Origin of the sequence: Endoryza foliicola (assembly GCF_050589245.1) — a bacterium.
GTDB lineage: Bacteria > Bacteroidota > Bacteroidia > Chitinophagales > Chitinophagaceae > Endoryza > Endoryza foliicola.
This window is the reverse complement of record NZ_JBOBEW010000002.1, coordinates 685,236-703,227: the sequence shown is the minus strand read 5'-3', so window position 1 is coordinate 703,227 and position 17,992 is coordinate 685,236. Positions and strand designations below refer to the sequence as shown.

The 17,992-nt window shown below is 37.5% G+C and carries 20 protein-coding genes; all 20 read right to left on the bottom strand.

Annotation, left to right across the window (positions count from 1 at the left end):
- Window positions 1–104 precede the first annotated feature (104 nt).
- Window positions 105–1,319 carry a T9SS type A sorting domain-containing protein gene (locus ACQ2HE_RS07335; protein ID WP_430897022.1) on the bottom strand — a complete coding sequence of 405 codons (1,215 nt, stop codon included), beginning with the start codon at window positions 1,317–1,319 and terminating at the stop codon, window positions 105–107.
- Window positions 1,320–2,132: 813 nt separating this feature from the next.
- Complete coding sequence (locus ACQ2HE_RS07330) at window positions 2,133–3,146, bottom strand: sodium:calcium antiporter (protein WP_407520940.1); 1,014 nt, start codon at window positions 3,144–3,146, stop codon at window positions 2,133–2,135.
- Window positions 3,147–3,148: 2 nt separating this feature from the next.
- Entirely contained in the window at window positions 3,149–3,826 is a 678-nt protein-coding gene (locus ACQ2HE_RS07325; RefSeq protein ID WP_407520938.1) for an aspartate/glutamate racemase family protein, read from the bottom strand.
- Window positions 3,827–3,828: 2 nt separating this feature from the next.
- Window positions 3,829–4,791 carry an L-histidine N(alpha)-methyltransferase gene (egtD, locus tag ACQ2HE_RS07320; protein WP_407520936.1) on the bottom strand — a complete coding sequence of 321 codons (963 nt, stop codon included), beginning with the start codon at window positions 4,789–4,791 and terminating at the stop codon, window positions 3,829–3,831.
- On the bottom strand, window positions 4,788–6,038 hold the full coding sequence (locus tag ACQ2HE_RS07315; protein WP_407520934.1) for an acetyl-CoA C-acyltransferase: 1,251 nt from the start codon (window positions 6,036–6,038) through the stop codon (window positions 4,788–4,790). Before ACQ2HE_RS07315 ends, egtD begins: the two co-directional genes overlap by 4 nt.
- A gap of 1 nt (window position 6,039) precedes the next feature.
- The gene (locus tag ACQ2HE_RS07310; RefSeq protein ID WP_407520932.1) at window positions 6,040–7,401 is read right to left on the bottom strand and encodes a mercuric reductase; all 1,362 of its coding nucleotides are present in this window, start codon (window positions 7,399–7,401) and stop codon (window positions 6,040–6,042) included.
- Between the two features lie 37 nt (window positions 7,402–7,438).
- Window positions 7,439–7,738 (bottom strand): phosphoribosylpyrophosphate synthetase, encoded by a 300-nt coding sequence (locus ACQ2HE_RS07305; protein ID WP_407520930.1) that lies wholly within the window; start codon window positions 7,736–7,738, stop codon window positions 7,439–7,441.
- A gap of 18 nt (window positions 7,739–7,756) precedes the next feature.
- Entirely contained in the window at window positions 7,757–8,788 is a 1,032-nt protein-coding gene (locus tag ACQ2HE_RS07300) for a VPGUxxT family thioredoxin-like (seleno)protein, type 2 (protein WP_430897027.1), read from the bottom strand.
- A 19-nt stretch (window positions 8,789–8,807) separates the two neighbouring features.
- Window positions 8,808–9,299, bottom strand: a complete 492-nt coding sequence (msrA, locus tag ACQ2HE_RS07295; protein ID WP_407520926.1) for a peptide-methionine (S)-S-oxide reductase MsrA — start codon at window positions 9,297–9,299, stop codon at window positions 8,808–8,810.
- A gap of 2 nt (window positions 9,300–9,301) precedes the next feature.
- Entirely contained in the window at window positions 9,302–9,985 is a 684-nt protein-coding gene (locus ACQ2HE_RS07290; protein ID WP_407520924.1) for an alpha/beta hydrolase, read from the bottom strand.
- Complete coding sequence (locus ACQ2HE_RS07285) at window positions 9,972–11,213, bottom strand: bifunctional alpha/beta hydrolase/OsmC family protein (RefSeq protein ID WP_407520922.1); 1,242 nt, start codon at window positions 11,211–11,213, stop codon at window positions 9,972–9,974. Before ACQ2HE_RS07285 ends, ACQ2HE_RS07290 begins: the two co-directional genes overlap by 14 nt.
- A gap of 17 nt (window positions 11,214–11,230) precedes the next feature.
- A complete protein-coding gene (egtB, locus tag ACQ2HE_RS07280; RefSeq protein ID WP_407520920.1) occupies window positions 11,231–12,379 on the bottom strand; it encodes an ergothioneine biosynthesis protein EgtB in 1,149 nt (382 codons plus the stop codon).
- Complete coding sequence (locus tag ACQ2HE_RS07275; protein WP_430897032.1) at window positions 12,380–13,852, bottom strand: glycine betaine ABC transporter substrate-binding protein; 1,473 nt, start codon at window positions 13,850–13,852, stop codon at window positions 12,380–12,382. It abuts the gene before it with no gap.
- On the bottom strand, window positions 13,849–14,556 hold the full coding sequence (locus ACQ2HE_RS07270) for an ATP-binding cassette domain-containing protein (RefSeq protein ID WP_407520916.1): 708 nt from the start codon (window positions 14,554–14,556) through the stop codon (window positions 13,849–13,851). Before ACQ2HE_RS07270 ends, ACQ2HE_RS07275 begins: the two co-directional genes overlap by 4 nt.
- Window positions 14,557–14,561: 5 nt before the next feature.
- Complete coding sequence (locus tag ACQ2HE_RS07265) at window positions 14,562–15,137, bottom strand: uracil-DNA glycosylase family protein (protein WP_407520914.1); 576 nt, start codon at window positions 15,135–15,137, stop codon at window positions 14,562–14,564.
- Between the two features lie 20 nt (window positions 15,138–15,157).
- On the bottom strand, window positions 15,158–15,613 hold the full coding sequence (locus tag ACQ2HE_RS07260) for a carboxymuconolactone decarboxylase family protein (protein ID WP_407520912.1): 456 nt from the start codon (window positions 15,611–15,613) through the stop codon (window positions 15,158–15,160).
- 2 nt (window positions 15,614–15,615) lie between these two features.
- Window positions 15,616–16,572 carry an aldo/keto reductase gene (locus ACQ2HE_RS07255; protein WP_407520910.1) on the bottom strand — a complete coding sequence of 319 codons (957 nt, stop codon included), beginning with the start codon at window positions 16,570–16,572 and terminating at the stop codon, window positions 15,616–15,618.
- Window positions 16,573–17,094: a peptide-methionine (S)-S-oxide reductase gene (locus ACQ2HE_RS07250; protein WP_407520908.1), complete on the bottom strand. Its 522-nt coding sequence runs from the start codon at window positions 17,092–17,094 to the stop codon at window positions 16,573–16,575. It lies immediately after the preceding gene.
- Window positions 17,095–17,184: 90 nt separating this feature from the next.
- The gene (locus ACQ2HE_RS07245; protein ID WP_407520906.1) at window positions 17,185–17,466 is read right to left on the bottom strand and encodes a DUF427 domain-containing protein; all 282 of its coding nucleotides are present in this window, start codon (window positions 17,464–17,466) and stop codon (window positions 17,185–17,187) included.
- Between the two features lie 2 nt (window positions 17,467–17,468).
- The gene (locus tag ACQ2HE_RS07240) at window positions 17,469–17,912 is read right to left on the bottom strand and encodes a GreA/GreB family elongation factor (RefSeq protein ID WP_407520904.1); all 444 of its coding nucleotides are present in this window, start codon (window positions 17,910–17,912) and stop codon (window positions 17,469–17,471) included.
- Window positions 17,913–17,992: the final 80 nt, after the last annotated feature.

The window sequence follows — 17,992 nt, the reverse complement described above, 5'->3', positions numbered from 1 at the left end:
TAGATTGAAGTTGTTGTAGTGAAATAAATATTATGTTGTTTATATGTTATTCAAAAAGAAAGGGCCGTTTTAAACGGCCCTTTTCAATCAGTTATGAATCATTATTAATTCTTCAACAGTATTTTTGTAACTGTATTTCCATCTTTTTCAACTTCAATATAATAAATACCTTTAGCGAGCGCATAAGTACTACAATATCGAATTGAACCAGTACCCTCAATTTTTATCGGAATTTTCTTACCAAATTGATCGTACATCTTGACGATCGATTTACCGGATTCTAGCAAATTCGATTGAATTGTAAAATTGCCTGATGACATTGGATTCGGGTACAATTTCAATATGTTCTCCGCCTCTGAGCGAGCAAACAATACTTTTGAATATTCCGAATGATTATCAACATCCACAGTTTTCAAACGATAAAAGCATTTTCCTGTCGCAGATTTATCGGTGTAACTGTATTGTTCCTTCGTAAAACTATTCCCTTTAGCCGGCACAATTCCAATTCTACTATAGTTGATACCGTCACTACTTCGTTCCACTTCAAAATGGCTGGTATTCTGCTCAGTAGCAGTTTCCCAGATCAATTTGTTGGCGTCCAATTTAGATTCAATATCAAAACTTAATAATTTAACGGGAATTAAAGATGAATAAAAAAGTCGGAAGTTATCGGCCGCCCACTCTTCGGACGTTCCGTTCACATGTGCCTTCAGCCTCAGATCCATTGTAGTTCCTGTTCCTGAAATATTGAATGTAAACTGAGTGAAATTTGCTGAATTAATAAGTGTGACACCTTCTCCAACTGAATCTCCAGTAGTTTCTAATGATAAGTAAGTTGCAATGGTTGGATTGTATGGGAAAAAACGTAAGCCATGAGTCCAAGCTCCACCGTCTATTCTATATTCAACAATTACATAATCTGTGACAGGGGAGGATGGGGGGATATCAAAGTTTGCTGGCCCGCTTGCAAACATGCCGGCAAAGCTCATTCCTGATTTCCCTGAAATATTAATTCCAGTCCATGTTACTGATTGTGCAGAGGATTGAACCACAGGACTTAATTGTTGAGCTTCACCGGCCCAAAATTTCGAGCCTTGAATATTCGTATACACGTTCACCAGTGAAATATTTGAAGTGGCGCATCTCCAAAAATACCTAGTGGCAGGAGGTCCGCCACTTGAATTGTTTACAGATGGTGTTCTAGTTCCAGAAGATGGGGCGCCTGCGTCCTCAAAAGTGTCGCTCCAAAATTGAGTTTGAGCGTGAACAGCTATACTAGCTACTATTAGTATAGACATCAAGGTTAGTTTTCTTTTCATTTTTAGATGAGGTTTGAATTATCGGTCTGATTCAAAACGAGACTCATCTGTCATTATTTCGCCTTTGATATATATCAATATTCTGATTTCCAATTTAATAGATACCACAATCGAACACTGTACTGATGTTTTCAATAACAATAACTAGATACACTTAATTTCAACTAGTAAATTGTTTTCAAAAAAATAATAGTTACACTTATGATATTGCGAGTGGATTGTTACAAGTTATTTGTAATCAATTAAAAACAATTCTAATACGAACGAACTGGAAAATTAATTTTTGAGTCAAATTTGAAGCACTGGATTCGAACCAGTCTCGTCTGAGACGAGACACCCCATACAAGTCTATTTCAATAATTAAATCAGAAAGAAGAAGATATCCAAAAGCTTGAAGTTCATTTAAAAAACAAAAGGCTGCCTTTTAAGACAGCCTTTTGATCAGGTCGGGTGGACTGGATTCGAACCAGTCTCGTCTGAGACGAGACACCCCATACATTCAGTGCGATGATTTTTGAAAATATGTTTGGGAACTAGCTCATTTTAAATGATGCAACGGAGCAAAAAAGAAAGGCTGCCTTTTTGAGACAGCCTTTGATCAGGTCGGGGCAATAAGACAAATTTCGAACAATTTTTTTACAGATTTGAACAAATTAAATTATAGTTTACAACATAAAATAAAGACATAATTATTTAACGATACAGAAATTAATAAAGTCATTATAATCTTACAAATATTGATAAACTTTAAACATTGGACATTTTTTTAATATCACATTGAAGATATGTTATTTACAAAACATATTTAAATTTTTATATTAACAACAATCCGATTACTCCCCCAATATAAATAAGCACAGCAATCCAGGAATCAATTCCCATTCCCCATTTTCGTTTTGGGGATTGAATTATCATACCCAGCAGATAAACTGCCGTAAGCACTATGGACAGAGAGGTTAGATAAATATCTGAATTATGAGCATCTGTTAAGATGGACCTCCCGGCCAAAATATTAGCCACAAAAAACAATGTAGGCAAAAAAGAATTACCCCCAAAAATATCACTGATAAGTGGCGGATATCTTTTATGTTTTACAAAAGCCAGGCCACCTGATATTTCAGGTGTTGCCGTAATTAATGAGAGTATGGTGGCCCCAAATACAACTCCGGATATATTATAATGAGCAGCAATTTTTTCACCTGTATTAGCAAGTAGTACACCAAAAAACAGAATAATTAGAGCAACAATTATAAGTTGTATTAAAGCACTTTTCTTTGTCAGCTTTGTTCTATGAATCATTTCACATTCGATTTTGGGCAGCATCTTTTGTGCTTCACACTGTTTAATAACGAAAAGGCTTAATATCCAGGAGCCTAATATCATTGCTTCAATAGGGGAGACATTCTGCATAACAAATTTTTCATCAAACCGTGACCCCATAATAACCAATGCTAAAATAGCACATAAGAAAAGACCCTGAGCAATAGAGTTTCTGTTTGATGTAAGTGTTGACAGCGGCTTATCTTCATTCTTTCTTGAAGCAAAATCAAACAAAACAAGCAACACAGTCTGTATCGCAATGCCACCCAAAATATTCCCTAAGGCTAATGATGTATCACCTTTTTGAACACCTATAACTACAATAACAATTTCGGGAAGGTTTGTGACAATGGCAAGCATTATAGTACCACCAAAAGCATCGCCCAGGTTGAACTCATCTGCAATAAATTCTACAATAGCCGAAAGCTTGTTACTAAAATACCAAATTACTGCCCCGGAAAAGAGGAACAACAGTACACTTTGCGTAATGGAAAGCTGAAGGTTCATTTTTATTGCTTTGTGTATATTAGAAAATTGATTTGCTCTTCAGCCATATCATAAAAAGAAAGAGACTTAAACAATGAGAATAGCACAGATAGCTCAGTACATGCTATTACTAACTTTTTTTTACTCCCAAAGCAGGCCGTCATATACTTTTCTGTTTCTATTGTATCAATTGCCTCACCTGCATACACTTTAGTTCTCAACTTATCAATCATCAGTTTTATTTCAGAATTAATTGACAAGCAGCTAATACCTGCTTTGTTAAAATAATCAGCAATATACATTGATTCCATTGTATACATTGTACCTAAAAGATATATTTCTTTTACCGAATGACGAAGCAACTGAGCAGCCATTAGCTGTAGCGGATGTACAATAGAAAAACTGAAGACTGAATGTTCCAATATTTTATCCAATGTCTCATGTATGGTGATATTGGGCATCAACAAATTTAGTACGCCTGCCTCTTCAAAATAATTGAGGTATGGCATCAGTGCATCTTCAAGTTTTTTAAACTGATTGGGCAGATATGGGTTGATTTTATTAAAATCAGCATTTACTAAAATAGAAGGGAAAGTACTGTATCCACCTTTCTTTTTACTATACTCTTCATTAAGCCTTTTTAAGTAGTGCAGCGTTGAAACAGCACCCAATCCTAAAATACCTGTCTTAATTTCTTCCATTACTAATGTCTGAGAAGTATATAATCAGCAAACAAATTGTTGCTGTCTGTAACTTTTTCTACCCAGGTAATATCTGTTTTGGATAATATCTTTTTAATAATACTATCGTTATATTTCCTGGATACTTCTGTATGTATCAGCTCTCCTTCTGTAAAGAAAAAAGTATGGCCGCTTACGTTTACTTCTTGAGACCTTTTACTTCGTAAATAGCTTTTTGCTATCCCCTCATTTTCATCATAAACAGGGTAATGTTCAAACTCCTTTACATCAAAATTTCCATCTAACTCCCTGTTTATCCTATGCAGCAGGTTAAGGTTAAATGCTGCTGTTATACCCTGAGCATCATTATACGCAGGTAATATTAATTCTTTGGGTTTTGTTAAATCAACACCTAAAATAAGTTTATCTCCGGGATACATATTTGCGCCCAACTGGTAAATAAACTCTGTAGCTTCATCATCGGGCATATTCCCGATGTTTGAACCAAGGAATAAAATAATCTTTTTATTACCATCCTGTTTAAGCCTGCTCAATGACTGAAAATATTCCATGTGCATGGGCTTAACCTTTAGTTCAGGCAGCTCTTTTAAAAGCATGTTTTCTAAACCCTCTAACGCATTTAAAGAAATATCAACGGGATAATACTCAAAGCTAAATTTGCGTAACTGTAACTCCCTTAACAAGTGAATTGTCTTTGTTCCATCTCCTGCTCCCAATTCTATAATATCATATTTTTCCTCCTTTTCTAACTGCATTGCAGCAATGAGTTCACTGGTTTTGTCTTGAAAAATATCCATCTCGGCCCTGGTGAGATAATACTCCGGCAGCGCCATTATTTTTACAAAGAGTTCATCGCCTGTGGCATCATAAAAATATTTTGATGATAGTTTTTTTTGAGGCTTGTTGCTTAACCCTTCAAGCACATCTTTTCTGAAATTTTCCTGCATTATTATTTCTTTAATCAATTTTCTATTAACACTACAGCACCCAGGCCCCCATCGGCACATACGCTTATTACTGCTTTTTTTCCTTTGCCCAATAAATGAAGCGACTTTACCGTCTGGCTAAGTATTCTTGCACCTGTGGCACCAAATGGGTGCCCAATGGCAATGCTGCTTCCGTTAGGGTTTAATTTTTCCATAGGAAATTTTCCAAAACTAAAATCTGTTCCTGCTTTTTTTAGATGGGTTGCATCTTCTAAGTTTTGAATGGTGGCCAACACCTGTGAAGCAAATGCCTCGTGTATTTCCCAAATATCTATATCATCATATTTTAACCCATGCCTATGTAACAGCCGGGGTATAGCAAATGTGGGAGCCATTAATATTCCTTCTTCCTCAATATTTACACCAGCCATTTCCCAATCAATTAATCTTGCCTTATAGGGTGTGCTTAATTTACCCACAGCATTTTTTCCAGCCACCCATACTCCGGCAGCGCCATCTGTATATAATGATGAATTGCCTGCTGTTATTGTTCCTTTATCTGCAATGTCAAATGCCGGTTTTAAATGGGCAATGGATTGCACCGATGTGTTTTTTCTGGGTATCTTATCTTCTTTAATATTGTTAACTGGAAATACCAAATCATCATAAAACCCTTTTTCTTTTGCAGCAAAATATTTCCTATGGCTATCTACAGCCAATTCATCCTGCTTTTGTTTTGAAATATGCAGCCGGTAATCGGTAATTTGGGCATGTTGCCCCATACTTTTTCCGGTACTGCGGTTTACCCTCGGAACATAGTCAATGCCAAAAGAAAATATACCGCCAAGTAATTTAAGTTTTGCAAAAAAAGATTTTGCAGTACTCCATTTTTTTAACCATGCAGAAAATTTTGCATTAACTGCAACCTGTAAATTACTGGGGCTTTCTACACCTCCGGCAATTGCAATTTCATGGTTTGTAATCATAGATGCCGCCTGTATAGCAGCAACTAAAGAACTGCTACAGGCCAGGATGGTAGTGAATGATATAGTTTTTTCATCCAGCATAGAATCCATTACTGCTTCTCTTGCGATATTGCTGTACTTTACATTTTGTATAACCGTACCCCATATTACATAATCAGGGTTGATGCTTTCCTTTTTGTGCATTTCATTCAATACTTCTCTGGATAAATAGAGGCTATCGTATTGGGCTAATTGCTGTCCTGCTTTTGCAAAAGGCGTTCTTAACCCTGTAGCTATCCATATCTCTCTTTCTAATTGCATTTTAACTTATCTCCTTTAAATTTTCTAATGTTGTGGGTATTAATTCAGATATGGTTGGGTGCAGCACCATCGTATCCCTGATTAATGTATAATCTACACCGGCACTCATTATGTTGAGAAGGCTGGTTATTATCTCATCGCCACCGGTACCCAGCACACATGCCCCAATAATTTTATTGGTATCAGCGTTTACCAAAACTTGTATAAAGCCATAGGTTTCTCCTTTTTCCTTTGCCCTTGCAATTCTACTCATCTCTCTTTTACCTTCTAACAGTTTAATACCTTTGGCTAATGCATCTTTTTTCGTCATTCCGGCCCTGCCGAGTGGCGGGTCAACAAATAGTCCATATGTCATAATGCGGTCAGATATTTTTCTGCTGCCATCACCAAATAAAAAATTTTCCACTACCTGGTAATCGTTATAGGCAGTATGTGTAAATGCACCCTTGCCATTGCAATCGCCCAAAGCAAAAATCCCTTCTACACTTGTTTGGCAAAAATCGTTTACAGTAATAAATCCTCTTTGGTCTGTTTGCAGGGATGTATTTTGCAACTGTAATAAATCAGTATTGGGCAACCTGCCAATAGCGAGGAGCAAATGTGTGCCTTTAATTTTCTGCGAATTGTTTATGGTTACTGTATAAGTATTGCTGTCATAAGCCGGGGCTATTGATGTTGCATTTAAAATAAACTCTACACCATCAGCTTCCATAAATGTTTGAATGGTTTTGCTTACCTCCTCATCTTCCCGGCTAATAATATTTTCTCCTCTTTCAATAATGGTAATCTTGCTGCCAAAACGCCTGAACATTTGCCCAAACTCCAAACCGATATAACTGCCGCCTATTATTATTAAATGTTCAGGCAATTCAGTAAGGTCCAAAATGTTTTCATTGGTAAGCACATTCATACCCTGGTATTCTTCAGGTATAATGGCCCTGCCGCCCACATTAATAAATATTTGCTGAGCCGTTAATTGTTCACCATTTACTTCAACCTGGTAATTGGAAATAAACTTAGCTTCCCCTTCAATGAAGGTAATGTTTTCATTATCTGATAAGCCTGAACGTATGCCAGTAACTGATTTTGCTATCAGGTCATCTTTACGTTTTTTTATGGCATTTATATTTGCAGTAAAGCTGCCTTCAAAATTTACCCCCATATCACCTGCATGTTGTAAATCCCACATTCTTCTTGCAGATGCTACGTAGGTTTTTGTAGGTGTGCAACCTACATTGAGGCAGGTGCCGCCTACTTGCTTTTTTTCGATAAATGCTACTTTTTTCCCTTTTGCTGCTAAAGAAAAAACTAATGGAGTGCCTGCCTGCCCGGAGCCAATAATTATTGAATCAAATAATTTCATACTGAGTATCTATTTTAAAATTTTATTTTCAAGAATATTATGACCTGAATTTTAATTTGGCAATGATAGCGGGGGATAATGCTGCAGCATAGCCTGCACTGTCTGTAAGCACCCCTTTTATGCCACAGGTAGTTTCTATTGCAAAAGCTTCCGCCAAATCTTCGTAGTTAGAATCCCCGTCAAAACGGTGGTACTCCACTACATTAAAGTTTTCTGCATCAAATGCCTTTTGTAATGCCGGGCAGTAAATACTGTTTTCCTGCAAATTGAAATCATATTCAAAGCCCCGTTTGTTCAAATCAGTAATGGCTTGTGTAAGTGTTGCGTATGTAACCATGTTATATAATTTTTTATGCTACTGTTTTTGTTGTAAAGATTCATTAAGCTTACCCCAGGTGGTAATAATGTCCTTTGTGTAATTATCAGGCGCAGCCGATTCTTTCAGCTTATCATTTTTAAACCAGCCTAACTGTGTAGGGCTTAAATATTGTTCTACATTTTCACCATATGGTATTGCCTGGTTTATTTTAGTACGCTGTGCTGGCGAAAGCGGCAGGTAACGAAATGCTGTTTGCTTCAGGTAATATTGGGGGTCTTTATCAGTTCTGAATCCTGTTGAAGATTCAATAGTATAAAACCCTTGCTGATTCGCATATTCGTCAAGTTCCTTTTCTGTACTTATGGTTGGGTCATATACAATTTTTACCACTTCTTTTGAATCAACAAAGCCAGCTTCTGTACTGATAACCGATTTTTGCTGTGCTAATGAAGTTTCGCCTGACCAAAAGCAAGGCGTTTCATAAATTTTTGTTTTTGTATAGCCAAACAAAAGGTTAATGTCCTTTTCAAGCAGGTTAATATATTTCGGTTCTTTGATATTTTTATTAGCCAACGTCTCCTTTATTTTAAAAAGCATTGATACCGGCTCATAGTTATCCTCCAGTTTGGGAATAATGTCTTTCCCCGTTTCATCTACAAAACGTGCCACCGGATTATTCCAGGAAGGTTCATTATACAGTTTTAAAATTTCCGCATCACTACCTGGCCGGTTGTTATATATGGCTAGCGGTATAAATTCATTCTCAATTAAATCAACCATCAAAGGATGGCTGAGAACATTTCTGCCATAATTAACGCAAGTAGCACAGCCGGGTATTTCCTGAAAAAATAATAAAACAGGCTTACCGGTTTCTTTACTTTTTTGCAAAGCATCCTTGTAATTCCTGTGCCAACTTACTTTTCCCAGTTCTATATTCTGTTTTTGCGGATTTGTTTTTTCCATATTTTCTGCTGTAATTACCCTGTTATTTTGAAAGCTGCAAGCAGTAAGACCTATTAGAATAAGAAGCCCTGCTAGCTTGTGTACATTCTTGTTTAGTAAATCCATTTTTATACAAAAACGCTAATTAAATAAAACTTCCAAACCGTTCAAAGTGGCAGGTATAGCCATTAGGCCTTCTCTTCAAATAATCCTGATGCTCTGGTTCTGCCGGCCAAAAAGTAGAGTAGGGCTCCAATGTGGTTACTACTTCGCCTTCCCAACGCTTTGAGTCATCTACAATTTTTATTATTTCTGCCGCTGTTTGTTTTTCTTCATCGTTCTGAAAAAAGACAGCAGAACGATAGCTTGAGCCAATATCATTGCCCTGCCTGTTAACCGTTGTGGGATTATGAATACGAAAGAAGTAATCTAATATTTCCCTGAAATTTGTTACCGATGCATCGTAAGTAAGTTCAATACCCTCTGCATGCCCCGGATGATTTCGGTAGGTAGGGTTTTCGTTTTGCCCGCCAATATAACCTACTTCGGTATCCTTAATACCCGGCCTTACCCTGAAGAGTTCTTCCATACCCCAGAAACAGCCACCTGCGATGTACGCTTTTTTAAGATTTTCCATTTTTATTTATTTGATTGATTGTTTAAAAAGATTGTAAGCGCATGCCAATATTCTGTATAGTTGGGTGTAGCCTCCCAAAGTGATTTACTACCATGCCGTCCTTCATTTTTGGGAATAAATAGCTGACCCAGCCCATGTGGTATAGCGTTAAATATTTTTTCCCAACTATGCACTTCCCCTTTTGATGAGGTACATAATACAGGAATTGTTATTTGTGCAGCCCATTCGGATACAATTTTTTTATCGTACACAAAATATTCTCCCGGTGAAAAAGATATTGCACCTGAAAATATATCGCCATATTTAGCAGCCATTACTAATGCAACCGATGCTGAATAAGAACTGCCTAAAATGATTTTTTTAGAAGCAGGGAATTGCTGTGTTAAGTAATGGATACCTGCTTCAATATCTGGCACCGCATCAACATACTTTAATGGGAAATTTTTGCTATGTGCAAAACGAGCAGTTTGATTTTGAACTCCATTTACTTCGTTGCCACTTCGCTGGTCAAGTGCTAAACAAGAAAATCCTAATGATAACAATTTTGGCGCTGTTTCAATATACTCACCCCTGCTATATCCTGCCTGGTGGCAAAGTAATAGTACAGGAGCAGATTTATTCTCATGCTGATATAAATCCGCTGTTACCTCCACATTGTCTGCACTGTTAAATTTAATTGTTTTCATTTTCCATTATTAAATGTGTTGTAAAATATACCGGGCCACTTACTGTTTTATGCACCGGGCATTTTGAAGCAATTTCTTTTAACTTCAATTGTTGCTCTTCAGTAAGATTACCTACCAGTTTTATTTTTTTAGTGATGTGGTCAATCTTACCCATCTCTTCAATATCCAGCCCAATCTCTTCTGCATGTTTTTTGGCATAGGTGAGATAGACGAATACTTCCTGTAAATCCCATTTGCTTCTTTGTGCATATAGTTTTAAGGTAAGGGCAGTACAAGAGCCGATAGAAGCAACTAATAGTTCGTAAGGTGATACACCTAAATTATTGCCGCCAAAATCTATGGGCTCATCCCCAATAATATGATGCGATGATGTATAGATATGATTGGTGTAAGGCACCATCGTTTCATGATAAACAAGTACCTGCTCGCCATTTGTATCTTTCTGGTTTAATGAGGCGCTTTCTTCAATAGCAACATAACGTTTTACCCAGGTGCCAATCACATCTGCCACATAAAATGCATCATCCTTATTGGTAAGTAAATGGTCTGCACCATCAAGGCTAATAAAGCTTTTTGGATGTTTGGCTTTGTGATAGAGGGATGCTGCATTTTCAATTTCTACAATTTTGTCTTGTGGCGAATGTAATATGAGCAATGGTTTTCTTAACCTCGCCACTTCATCTTCCACATGATGGGTTTCTAAATCGTCTATGAATTGCTTTCTAATTGTAAATGGCCTGCCACCAATAGCAAGCATTGCATAACCTCTTTTATCAATTGTTTCCTCCAGGTTTCCAAAATGTTTTGTTACATGCCTTGCATAAGATGGGGCCGCAATACTTATTACAGCTTGTATATTGGGTAAGCGGTTGGCAGCTATTATTGCAGCAGCCCCACCCAATGAATGTCCTATTAAAATAGTGGGGGCTACATAGTTTTCTGTAAGAAAAGAGTTGATGTCTTCAATATCAGAAATATTGTTGGAAAAATTTGTCTCGCTAAAATCACCTTCGCTATGGCCAAGCCCTGTAAAATCAAAATTAAGAACACTGATGTCTTTACTTGTAAGTGCATTAGATATATTTTTTACAATAGCCAGGCTTGATGAGCAGGTAAAGCAGTGTGCAAAGATGGCGATGTTCTTTACAGCTCCTTGTAAAGGCTTTACCATGTGAGCCGACAACGTCTCACCATTTCTATTTTTGATATTGATATTAATTGTATTCATCTAAAAGCAACCCGATTTTATTTTACTAATCTAATTCCACCATACATCCATCTCATATCAGGATGAAAAAAATTACGGTATGTATTTCTGCTGTGATTAAGCGGTGTAACAACAGAAGCTCCTCTCATCACCATTGTATTCACCATAAACTTCCCGTTGTACTCACCCAACGCACCGGGAGCCTTATTAAAACCAGGGTATGGCAGATAAGCACTATTTGTCCATTCCCACAATTGCCCCCATTGAAAATGGGCCGAGGCTACTTCCCATTCAAACTCTGTAGGAAGGCGCATGCCTTTCCATTCTGCAAAGGCAAAGGCTTCATAAAAACTAATATGCTTTACCGGTTCATTAAGGTTTAGTTCCTGCAGACCATGTAAATCATACTCATGCCATTTTCCCTCTATCAAATGCCAATATAGCGGGGCGGTTATTTTATTGTTGTTAACCCAGTGCCACCCATCATCATGCCAGTAATTGAAGTTGGAGTAACCGCCAGCGTTTATAAATTCAAGGTATTCGCCATTGGAAACAGGATTAGCTGCTATTTCAAATTCATTGATATATACTTTGTGTTTGCCCAGTTCATTATCAAAACAAAAACTTTTTCCATCGCTCCCTATCTCATAAATACCTTCACTTACAGGGATAAATTTTTGCGGAGCAGTAATGGGCTTTAATGTGAATCTATCGGCGTATACAGGAAAAGTTGGCTGATGCCCTAAAATAAATTTAATATCATAAGCCAATAACTCCTGGTGCTGCTCTTCATGGTTAATACCAATCTCAATAATTTGCAATGCCTCATGAGATACAGGCTGGCTCAGTAATTCATTCATTTGTTCATCTACATAGGCACGGTACGCAAACACTTCTGCTACCGATGGCCTTGTCATTAACCCACGATTGGGCCGGAATACCCTTTTCCCGATATTATTATAATAGCTGTTAAACAGGTAAGAAAAATCATCATTATATACTTTGTAACCATTTTTGTAAACAAGCAAAACAAACTGCTCCCAAAACCATGTAATATGTGCAAGGTGCCACTTGGGTGGCGATACAAATGCAACGGGCTGCACCGAAAAATCTTCGGTGATGATTGGCTTTACCAAAGCCTCACTGTACTTTCTAATCCGTATAAATCTGTCTTTAATACTCTCCATCTACTTGTAATTTGTTTTTTTAGTAAGCAATTTGGTAATCAATTCAAATAAAAGCTCTATTACAACAGCAAGTACAGCAGCAGGTATGGCGCCTTTCAATATCAATTCAGTATTGTTTAATGCCAGCCCGGTTACAATATACTCTCCAAGGCCGCCTGCGCCTATAAATGCAGCCAGCGTAGCTGTACCTACATTGATAACTGAAGCTATCCTAATACCTGAAAGAATAGTAGGCAACGCAAGTGGTAACTCTACCAGCCTCAGTTTTTGTTTTTGATTTAATCCAATAGCAGTAGCTACATTTTTTAGTTGTGGGTCCACAGTTTCAAGCCCGGTAATTGTGCTGCGAAGTATTGGTAGCAATGCATAAATACACAAGGCTAAAATTGCAGGCTTTGAACCAATACCTAACAGGGGAATAAGCAAAGCCAGCAGCGCAATTGAAGGGATGGTTTGTAAAATTCCGGTAAGGTATAGTACCGGCTTTAATAACAACTTGCGCCTATACAAAAACAATCCTAATGGCAAGGCAATAATAACAGCTATAAACACCGACAGAAATGTGAGAAACAAATGTTGCGAAAGATGTTTCAATAAATCGCCCCAATAACCTGAAGTTTGTTTTTTTGCAACTTTAGTTAGCCCTTTCTTGTTAAGAAAATCATTGGCTATTATTGAAAAATCTTTTTGGGCATATAAGGCCAGGGCATTCATTTCCTGCATTTCATTTTCAGTAATAAGGTTACCCAGTTTATCTATTGCCAGTTTTGCTTTATCCGGTAATGATGATGAATAAAAACCCAGGGCAGCATAGTCAGGAAAAAAATGTTTATCATCCTGTAATACCCTCAGGTTATACTTTTTTATTTCCCCGTCAGTAGAATATGCATCGGTAAAATCAATTTTGTTACTGTTCAAAGCTGTGTAAGCCAGCCCATGCTCAATACCCTTTACCGAATTTGTAATACCATAAGCAGCAGCAAGGTTTTTCCATCCATCCTGCCTTTCCAAAAACTCATAACTGATTGCCCCGGATAAATTTTTTTGCAAAGCCAAATCAGAAATTTTTGAAAGGCTGTATTTTTCGGCTGTTACTGCATTTACAACAACAGCATAGGTATTATTAAAGCCGAATGGCCTTGATGCAGCAAGTGAATATTTTTTTTCTAGTTCTGATTTTATGCTATCTAAAGAAATCCTTTCTGTGTGCTTTAATATTTCAGATGAGATAGTGCCGCTATACTCCGGGTACACATCTATTTGTTTTGTTCGCAATGCTTCAAAGGCTACAGATGTGCCTCCCAGGTTAAATTTTCTTTCAACCGTAAAGCCTTCCTGTTCTAAAAGCTGCGAAATTATTTCGCTGAGTATATAGCCTTCATTAAAATGCTTTGCCCCCACCACAATTTTTTGTTGAGCTACGCTATTAAATGCCAATAGCAAAAAAGTGATATTTAAAATCAGCCTTTTCAAATGTGCTGTTCTTTAAACTCGTTTTGAATGGTAGTTAATAACGACTTTGCCCCCTGCTTGTAAATTTTACCTTCATTTAGCCATACAAACTCATCGCATAATATTTGTGCTTCTTCAAACTGGTGTGTAACTATTATTATGGAGGTAGGTTCTTCTTGCTGAATATGCAGCAGGTGGTGATAAATGCCGGATTTGGTGCGATAGTCAAGGCTTGCAAAAGGCTCATCCATCAGAACTAAAGGAGGTTCTAAAAAAAATGCACGGCAAAGGCCCACCCGTTGTTGCTCTCCGCCTGACAATTGATGTGGCTTTTTGGAAAAATAACTCTGAGGCAACTGTACCATTTCCAACAATCTTTTCAGTCTTGCATCAATTTTACTTTTGTCCTGCTGTGTAATATTTGCCAGCAAAGTAATATTCTCTTTCACGGTCATGTGCGGAAATATACCTACATGCTGCACTGCATACCCAATTTGTAAACGCAGTTTATTTCCCATCGCATAATCAAAGGACTTACCAAAAACCTGCACACTGCCTGCATCCGGCATCACCATCCCGTTTATTATTTTAAGGATGGTTGATTTTCCGCTACCGCTATACCCAAGCAGCCCGGTAATTTTTTTTTCATTAAAATCAATAGAAAAGTTATCCAGTATTTTTTTACCGGAAAAACTCAGGTTGATATTTTTTAGTGATGCAATCAATGTTGCTATTTGATTAATATTTTTTTTACTTTTTTTTGAAGAACGGGTATCACCTCACTTTCAAACCATGGGTTTTTTGCCTGCCACCTGAAGTTGAGTGGCGATGGATGTACCAATGGAAAATAGGCGGGCAGATATTTCTTATAGTTCTTTACGGTATCGGTTAAATTATCTCTATTGCCCTGCAAGTAATAATTCTGTGCATAAGTGCCGATAAGAAGCGTAAGCTGCAAATGTTTAAATTGCTTTAAAATTTTTTCATGCCATTGCGGGGCACATTCCGGCCGTGGTGGCAGGTCTCCGGTTTTTCCCTTTCCTGGAAAACAAAAGCCCATAGGTACAATGGCAAATAATGATGGGGTGTAAAACTGCTCTTCAGTTACTCCCAGCCATCTCCTTAACGTTTCACCGCTTTTGTCAAGAAAAGGAATACCGGCATCATGCACTTTTTGCCCGGGTGCCTGTCCAATAATCAGTATCCTGCTGTTTTCATTAAACTGAAATATTGGCTTTGGTTTATTGGGTAAAAACTGAATACAGGTTTCGCAAGCCAGAATTTTTTTTGCAAGTTGATTTTTCAAAATGTAAATAAATTTCTTGTTTAATAAGGAACAACCCCCTGTGCCAGTTTTATTCTTGTCCACAAATTCATATTAATAACAATGGCAGCAACCTCGGCAATTTCATCAACAGTAAAAAAACGAAGCATTTGCTGATGTGCATCATCAAATGTTTTTCCCTTTCCAATATTCAAGGCATCTGCATATAGTAAAGCAGCTTTCTCTTTTTCTGAATACAGTTCGCTTTCCCAATAACTACCAAGGCAATCTGTTTTTTCCTGGTTAATACCCAGCTCCCTGCAAACATTATGATGGAGAATACTGCAATAGCTGCATTGGTTAAGAGTGGCTATCCGCAGGCGGATGAGCTGGGCCAGTTCTTTATCAGTTTTTAAGTTGGCTGTATATCCATACGCTTTTGCCATCTCTTCTGCAATATGCAACAGCGGTGCACCTTCTGCACTATATCTTGTATTTTTAAATTTTGCTTTTATCATTGCTAATTATACGTTAATGCAGTTCGTTCATTCCAATAAAATTCAGGCATTATATTCATTGTCCTAATGTCTTCTAACTCTTCTGGTTCTAATTTAAAGTTTAACGCCTCCAGGTTCTGCATTAAGGTTTCTTCATTATATGCCCCGCTTAAAACAACATTGGGTTGAATACTATCCATGCAATACCGTATTGCTACCGCATCAACCCCGGTATTATATTTTTCTGCAAGCTCGTAGAGCAGGGTATAGTGTGGTAGATAATGCGGATATTTTTTATTGGCAAAAACACGGCCATTCGCCAGCGCTTCTTTTACTATAACTTTGATGTTTGCTTTTTTTATTTTAGCGACAATGTCGTAAATACTTTGCTCATACACATTATAAGTAAGCTGGCAGGCATCAAAAAGCGGTTTGCCATCCACCTCAATATCCAGGGCTTTAAGCAGCGCTTCTTTTTGCCTGCTTCCACTTGTGGTTAAACCAATTTTTATTTGGTACTCATTTTTAAGTTCTGCCAGCCTGCTCAAAACTTCCATGTTATCCAGCACCCCGCTTTCCAGTGTGGCAGAGTGTATTTGATAAACCGACAGATAGGGCAATAGTTTTTTTGAATGTTCCCACTGTGCATTAAGTTTTTTAAGGCTGTGCTCCTTTATTTCATGAACTTTTGCATTCGGGTCAAACCCCGCTACATAGGTATAGCCCCATTTTGTTGCTACAGTAATATCGGAAATCTGTTTGCCAGACAACCAGTCTGTCAACATTTCCTCTGCAATACCATAACCGGCAGCTGTATCAAAATAACGAATGCCGGATTGGTAAGCAGTTTCAAGCAATGCAATGCCTTGCTGCTTGAATTGGCTTAACTGAAATGGCTCATCTTCTGCACCGGTTTTTTGTTTAATATTAATGTATTGCGGACGGCCTATTGCTGCTGTACCTAATCCTATTGTTGTCATCTATAAAGTGATATTATATTCTTTTAGTTTATCTCTGTTAATATTAGAACTGAACTTTTTTGCCAGTAGCTGTAATTTTGGATAGATGCTTGTTTGGCAAAAAGGTTTCCGGGGGTCGCTATAATAATAATCCTGGTAATCGTCAGTATTTGGTTTGTACGCTGCAAACCTTAAAACTGTTGTTATAAGCGATTCGTCAAAACTATATTGGAGTGTTTTAATAAGGGGCGAACATTGATGAAACTGCTCTTCCGTAAATGTATATACTGCCGACCTGTATTTCTTCCGCATGGAGTGGTTGGAAGTGCTGGAATGTGTGTGCAGGTGAATTTCAATCAGGTTTTGAAGCGACACAAGAGATTCATCAAAATGAACGATTACTGCTTCGGAGAAATAAGCATTCTCGTTTTCAGAGGCTATCCATCCCTGCTCCACTTTTTGTACGCCAATTACTGAAGCAAAAATGCCTTCGGTACACCAGTGACAGCTGCCACCAAATCCTATTTTTGAGAAAGCTGTCATTCATTAATCTCCTGTTTTTATTAAAAAAATGTTTTAAGACATTATTAGATTTTTCTGTATTGCAAAAAATACGAATCTTATAACTGTAAACTATTGGGAAACCCTTACACCTCTCCAAAATGCCACATGGTCTTTAATTTCTTTGGCGGCATCTGTAGGGTTTTTATAAAACCAGCCTGCGTTGTCGCATATCTCCCCCTTTACTTCAATGGTATAGTAAGAAGCAACCCCTTTCCACGGGCAGGTGGTGTGATGATTGGTTTCTTTAAAATACTCCTTTTTCAGGCTGTCAGGAGGGAAGTAGGTATTCCCTTCCAGGCTTATGGTATTATCGCTTTCTGCGATTACTGTTTTATTGAATATCGCTTTCATGATTAATAAATATTTTTTATAACAAAATTATTGTTGTTGATAGTACAGGTATCGCCGGTTTTTTTCCCTTTCATACATTGATATAATGGCGCTTCAGGAGAAATGGATAATATATCCTTACCATCAAACTGAAAAGCTGATTCTGCTACGGCTACCACTATATACCTGTCATTTACCTGCACCAGGGCGCCGGGTTCTACTACTGCACTTGGTGAAAAATCAATGGCTTCAATTGCTTCAATATGGTCTTCATGAACATGCAAATGTTTATGCCCGATATTACTATCTGTTGTAGCCTGGTGATGATGTGAGTGGTCGTCATTATCACGGGTTTCATGATAGTCAATATGTGTATTATTGATAAAATCAGTTAGATTAACCTTGAACGATTTTACTTTGTTTCGTTCATTCTCAAGTAGTTTATTTTTCAATAAAAGTTTATCCATATCAAAAGTGTTTATTTGGAGGCATTAAGCTATTATGCCTCTATATTTCGCTTTTTAGTATTTTAATCCCGATATTACAA

What these genes read in the sequence shown, in the direction of transcription:
- ACQ2HE_RS07335 (WP_430897022.1), bottom strand. Translation starts at nt 1,319, where the DNA reads ATGAAAAGAAAACTAACCTTGATGTCTATACTAATAGTAGCTAGTATA.
- ACQ2HE_RS07330 (WP_407520940.1), bottom strand. Translation starts at nt 3,146, where the DNA reads ATGAACCTTCAGCTTTCCATTACGCAAAGTGTACTGTTGTTCCTCTTT.
- ACQ2HE_RS07325 (WP_407520938.1), bottom strand. Translation starts at nt 3,826, where the DNA reads ATGGAAGAAATTAAGACAGGTATTTTAGGATTGGGTGCTGTTTCAACG.
- ACQ2HE_RS07315 (WP_407520934.1), bottom strand. Translation starts at nt 6,038, where the DNA reads ATGCAATTAGAAAGAGAGATATGGATAGCTACAGGGTTAAGAACGCCT.
- ACQ2HE_RS07310 (WP_407520932.1), bottom strand. Translation starts at nt 7,401, where the DNA reads ATGAAATTATTTGATTCAATAATTATTGGCTCCGGGCAGGCAGGCACT.
- ACQ2HE_RS07305 (WP_407520930.1), bottom strand. Translation starts at nt 7,738, where the DNA reads ATGGTTACATACGCAACACTTACACAAGCCATTACTGATTTGAACAAA.
- ACQ2HE_RS07300 (WP_430897027.1), bottom strand. Translation starts at nt 8,788, where the DNA reads ATGGATTTACTAAACAAGAATGTACACAAGCTAGCAGGGCTTCTTATT.
- msrA (WP_407520926.1), bottom strand. Translation starts at nt 9,299, where the DNA reads ATGGAAAATCTTAAAAAAGCGTACATCGCAGGTGGCTGTTTCTGGGGT.
- ACQ2HE_RS07290 (WP_407520924.1), bottom strand. Translation starts at nt 9,985, where the DNA reads ATGAAAACAATTAAATTTAACAGTGCAGACAATGTGGAGGTAACAGCG.
- ACQ2HE_RS07285 (WP_407520922.1), bottom strand. Translation starts at nt 11,213, where the DNA reads ATGAATACAATTAATATCAATATCAAAAATAGAAATGGTGAGACGTTG.
- egtB (WP_407520920.1), bottom strand. Translation starts at nt 12,379, where the DNA reads ATGGAGAGTATTAAAGACAGATTTATACGGATTAGAAAGTACAGTGAG.
- ACQ2HE_RS07260 (WP_407520912.1), bottom strand. Translation starts at nt 15,613, where the DNA reads ATGATAAAAGCAAAATTTAAAAATACAAGATATAGTGCAGAAGGTGCA.
- ACQ2HE_RS07255 (WP_407520910.1), bottom strand. Translation starts at nt 16,572, where the DNA reads ATGACAACAATAGGATTAGGTACAGCAGCAATAGGCCGTCCGCAATAC.
- ACQ2HE_RS07250 (WP_407520908.1), bottom strand. Translation starts at nt 17,094, where the DNA reads ATGACAGCTTTCTCAAAAATAGGATTTGGTGGCAGCTGTCACTGGTGT.
- ACQ2HE_RS07245 (WP_407520906.1), bottom strand. Translation starts at nt 17,466, where the DNA reads ATGAAAGCGATATTCAATAAAACAGTAATCGCAGAAAGCGATAATACC.
- ACQ2HE_RS07240 (WP_407520904.1), bottom strand. Translation starts at nt 17,912, where the DNA reads ATGGATAAACTTTTATTGAAAAATAAACTACTTGAGAATGAACGAAAC.